This window comes from Nitrospira sp. BLG_2, assembly GCF_049222245.1.
Genome location: NZ_JBLYIG010000363.1, coordinates 1 through 4,112, shown reverse-complemented (window position 1 = coordinate 4,112; position 4,112 = coordinate 1). Strand labels below are relative to the sequence as shown.

The following is a 4,112-nucleotide window of genomic DNA, read 5'->3' as shown; positions in this document are numbered from 1 at the left end:
GGTTCCGCTTTCCCCGGTGAGCAAGACCGTCACATCGCTGTCCGCCACCATCTCCACCAAGGTTTAGACTTGCTGCATGGCCTCGCTCTCGCCGACCATTTGATCGAAACGTGTTCTCGTCTCAAGTTGGTCACGGAGTTGCCTGTTTTCATAGGCCAGGGCACGGCGCTCAAGCGCCTTCTCCACGATTACGACGAACCGCTCACGATCGATCGGTTTCGTCAGATAGTCATAGGCGCCCAGACGCATCGCTTCCACCGCCGTATCGATCGAACCGAACGCCGTCATGACTACGACTTCGGTATCCGGCCATTTGTTTTTCAATTGACGCAGAAATTCCATCCCGCTGATCCCGGGCATCCTCAGGTCGGTGATCACCAGGTCCATTCGGGCGTCATCCAGCTGCCGCAGAGCCTCTTCTCCCGTGCCTGTCCCGTAGACCCGGTAGCCTTTTTTCTCCAACATGGTCACCAGGGCGTTGCGGATATTCACCTCATCGTCGACGATGAGAATATGAGCGGCCTGTGTCATGAGCCGACCCCCACCTTGTGAAGCGGATCAGCCGCCACGGGAAATTTGGTCACCACCGTCGTTCCGCTTCCCGGGACACTGGAGACGTCAATCGTACCACCGTGGTCCTGTATGATTCGGTACGCGATGGCAAGACCAAGTCCGGTGCCGCTCGACTTGGTCGTGTAGAAGGGTTCAAACAAATGAGACAGTTGCTCCTTCGTAATCCCGACGCCGCTGTCTTTCACGGTGATCTCTACCCAAAATTTTCCCATAGCTTCCCGCTGCGCCACGGAAATCCGACAGAGTCCGCCGTTCGGCATGGCATGAAACGCATTAACGATGATGTTAACCAATACCTGGCTGATTTGAGTTTCATCCCCCAGCACAGGCGGGAGTTGTTCATCCATAACCTGTACAAGTCGAACTCGGCGTTCTTCCGCCTCGAAACGCATCAGCGTCATAATGTGATCGATGAGCGCCTGTATGTCTACCGCATGCAAACCAAGAGATCCGGGCCGAGCGAATTTCAAAAAGTTATCGAGAATACCTGAAAGGCGGCGGCATTCGGCGTTCAGGACACGGAGGTACCGTGCCTCTGATTCTGCCGGCGTTCCGTTCTCCTTGAGCTCTTCTTCCAGAAGATGGAGGTTCAGATCCATCGCGCTCAAAGGGTTTCGTAGCTCGTGCGCCACTCCCGCGGACAATGTGTGCAAGGCTGATAACTTTTCTGCAACACGGACGCGTTGTTCCAGTCCCAGCCACTCTGAGACGTCCTGAGCCTGCAGAATCACCCCTGCCGGTTTCTTATCATCTCCCGTCAGCTCCGCGGTACTCACGCGAATAGTCCTCGGGTCCTGTTCGCGGCATTCGTAGAGAAGATCCTTCTGATACACATGACGGTGATCTCGTAACGCCGCGTCGAGAGCCTGTCGAATCGGGTCCGTTTCAGAAAACACTACATCATAGCCCTTTCCCAGCAACTCCGAGGAGGTGCGATTCAAGACCATCTCGGCCGTGGGATTTACCGCGCTGATGATTCCTCGCTGGCTGATTGTAAGGACACCCGTGGGAATACTCTGGAGAATGTTTCGAGCCAGCCCCTTTACCTCCTCCAAAGTCCTACGCGCGGTGTCGTAGTGAAGCAACATGATGACCGCCGCAATACCGATCGCGCTTACCAAGACGACAAGGAATGTCTCAACGATCAAATCACCGCGCGACTGCCAAAGGGCCTGGAATAATTCCCCGGGAGCCCGCTCGCTCTCCGTAGGGCCTCGTAGAAGGAGCATTTCTCGTTCAAGGCTGAAAAGCAGGATGATGGAGACGGCCAAGGCCAGGATCAGGAGGATGGATGCGATCAACCAATAAGGGATCCTCCGGAAGAGGGTTGTTTCTGGAATGGGCCTGAACATCGCCGTTACAGAGAAGGGTCCGCCGCCAGTATGCTAACACGCGCGAGAGTTTTGTGCAGCGAGCTTAGCTCATAGCGTGTCCTCACCAAAGAGCATGTTTTCCTCATGCGGCAATCAGTAGGGCTCTCGGTGCGCCTCTATGCCGGACAGCAGTCGCAGTTCATCTACGATCAAATGATTGAGCGAAACGGTTATGTTATCTCCTTCTTTGTTTCAGACCCCAAAACAATATACCTCCCCTTTGCTTGATCTTCAGACTTTGTTCCGTTTATTGTTGCAGCCAGGCGGAGACGTCGGTGACGTCGGGTCAAAGCAGTTCCGATAAGACAGGAGATGCAGTGACGCAGCAAGCGCGTGAAGTCGATATGACGCAGTATCGCATCCTGCAGGAGCCGTTTTATGCGGAAGTCGGTGGGGAGATCGGCCTGTTCACCATTGCCGCCGAGAAGAAACTGCCGGTTATGTTGAAGGGGCCGACCGGTTGCGGGAAGACCCGTTTTGTTCAGTACATGGCGTACAAGCTCGGACGACCGCTGATCACGGTCGCGTGCCACGAGGACCTCACGGCCTCCGACTTGGTGGGCCGGTACCTCCTGAAAGGGCAGGATACCGTATGGATGGATGGGCCGTTGACCGCCGGCGTGAAGCATGGGGCCATTGTCTATCTCGATGAGGTGGTGGAAGCCCGAAAGGACACGACCGTCATCATCCATCCCCTCAGCGATGACCGGCGAGTGCTTCCAATCGAGAAAAAGGGCCAAATTGTGGAAGCGGCCGACGAGTTTATGCTGGTGATCTCCTACAACCCCGGCTATCAGAGTGTGCTCAAAGATCTCAAGCAAAGTACGAAGCAGCGATTCATGGCGATTGAATTCGACTACCCCTCCCCGGACATCGAAACGATGGTGGTCCAACGCGAGGCGGAGGTGGAGGCTGCGATCGCCGGAAAACTTGTCAAGCTCGGCCAAAAGGTCCGCAACCTGAGAAACCACGGGTTGGAGGAAGGAGTCAGCACCAGGCTCCTGATCTATGCCGGCACCCTGATGAAGCAAGGCGTGCCGCCCGAGCGGGCCTGCGACGTGGCCGTCGCTCGTCCGATCACTGATGATTCGGACATGCAACGCACGGTACTCGAATTCGTCAAAGCGATCTTTTGAATCCATCGATTCTCGTGGATTCCCTGCCTGTCATCGCGCGGGACAGTGAGCGTGGGGCGCTCCTGACCGTCCATGTCCAACCGGGGGCTTCGCATACCGAGTGTGTCGGAATTCATGGCGACGCCATAAAGATCCGTCTGGCAACTCGTCCGATTGACGGTGCCGCCAACGACGAACTGATTCGCTTTATCGCGGCGCGATGTGGCGTTCCCCGCGCGAATGTGCGAATACGCGCAGGAGAACAGGCGCGTCGCAAGCGATTATCCATCAAGGCGATTACGGCGGAGGTGCTGTTGACCCGGTTACTGCCACGGAACGCGAACGAAACGGGCAAGGCATGAACAGACGACGAATAAGCGCGGTCTTTATTCTGTTGATGCTTTCGGCCTGCTCCGGTGCCCGTCCGGTGCTCTATCCCAATGCACATATGCAATCGGTGGGAAAAGAAGCCGCAGAACAAGATATCGAGGCATGCAAACAGTCGGCTGAGTCAGCCGGTGCAGAGCAGAGTAGCGGAGGCAAGGGGGGACGTGTCGCGACGAGCACGGCGGTGGGCGCCGGAGTCGGTGCCGCCAGCGGAGCGGTGGGGGGAGCAATTTCAGGGGGAGCGGGGCGAGGATCGATGATCGGCGCGGCAAGCGGAGCGGTTTGGGGGCTCTTAACCGGATTGTTTCATGCCGTAGCCGGCCCTTCTCAACCGAACCAGGCCTACACGAATTTCGTCAACCGGTGTCTGCAAGAAAAAGGATATGAGGTGACAGGTTGGCAGTGAGGGGGGATCGGGCACCGAGGTCGTTTCGGTGCTCGCCCAACGCGCGGCCTCAGAAGGCCCTCGTTGGATGCGCGCAATGGAAACGGCCTCGATGCCCGATCTGAGTGGTGAGGAGTGTAAGGAGAAATGTGCTCGGACAATGCGCGCAGTAGAGTACCGCCAGGGGAAGTATGAAGAAAAGGGAACTTCAGTGGTGGTGGCTTTTTGACTCTTTGCCCGGCTACGCGAGCACATGAGGAAGGCTTCGAGAAACACTGG

At 56.7% G+C, this 4,112-nt stretch carries 5 protein-coding genes; 3 read left to right on the top strand and 2 right to left on the bottom strand.

All coding sequences use genetic code 11. The features are described from left to right. Nucleotides 1-63 precede the first annotated feature (63 nt). Together ACOSYY_RS09995 and ACOSYY_RS09990 are read right to left on the bottom strand one after the other, a co-directional pair. Nucleotides 64-531 carry a sigma-54-dependent transcriptional regulator gene (locus ACOSYY_RS09995; RefSeq protein WP_421662148.1) on the bottom strand — a complete coding sequence of 156 codons (468 nt, stop codon included), beginning with the start codon at nucleotides 529-531 and terminating at the stop codon, nucleotides 64-66. After that, nucleotides 528-1,874, bottom strand: a complete 1,347-nt coding sequence (locus tag ACOSYY_RS09990; protein ID WP_421662146.1) for a two-component system sensor histidine kinase NtrB — start codon at nucleotides 1,872-1,874, stop codon at nucleotides 528-530. Before ACOSYY_RS09990 ends, ACOSYY_RS09995 begins: the two co-directional genes overlap by 4 nt. Before the next feature lie 416 nt (nucleotides 1,875-2,290). Here ACOSYY_RS09990 and ACOSYY_RS09985 point away from each other — a divergent pair, with 416 nt between their 5' ends. From ACOSYY_RS09985 to ACOSYY_RS09975, 3 genes are read left to right on the top strand one after another with little or no spacing between them, the layout of a single operon-like run. Beyond that, nucleotides 2,291-3,082: a CbbQ/NirQ/NorQ/GpvN family protein gene (locus ACOSYY_RS09985; RefSeq protein ID WP_421662150.1), complete on the top strand. Its 792-nt coding sequence runs from the start codon at nucleotides 2,291-2,293 to the stop codon at nucleotides 3,080-3,082. A 14-nt stretch (nucleotides 3,083-3,096) separates the two neighbouring features. Further along, nucleotides 3,097-3,423 (top strand): DUF167 domain-containing protein, encoded by a 327-nt coding sequence (locus ACOSYY_RS09980; protein ID WP_421662144.1) that lies wholly within the window; start codon nucleotides 3,097-3,099, stop codon nucleotides 3,421-3,423. Then, the gene (locus ACOSYY_RS09975) at nucleotides 3,420-3,854 is read left to right on the top strand and encodes a glycine zipper family protein (protein WP_421662143.1); all 435 of its coding nucleotides are present in this window, start codon (nucleotides 3,420-3,422) and stop codon (nucleotides 3,852-3,854) included. The genes ACOSYY_RS09980 and ACOSYY_RS09975 overlap by 4 nt, the downstream gene beginning before the upstream one ends. Nucleotides 3,855-4,112 lie beyond the last annotated feature (258 nt).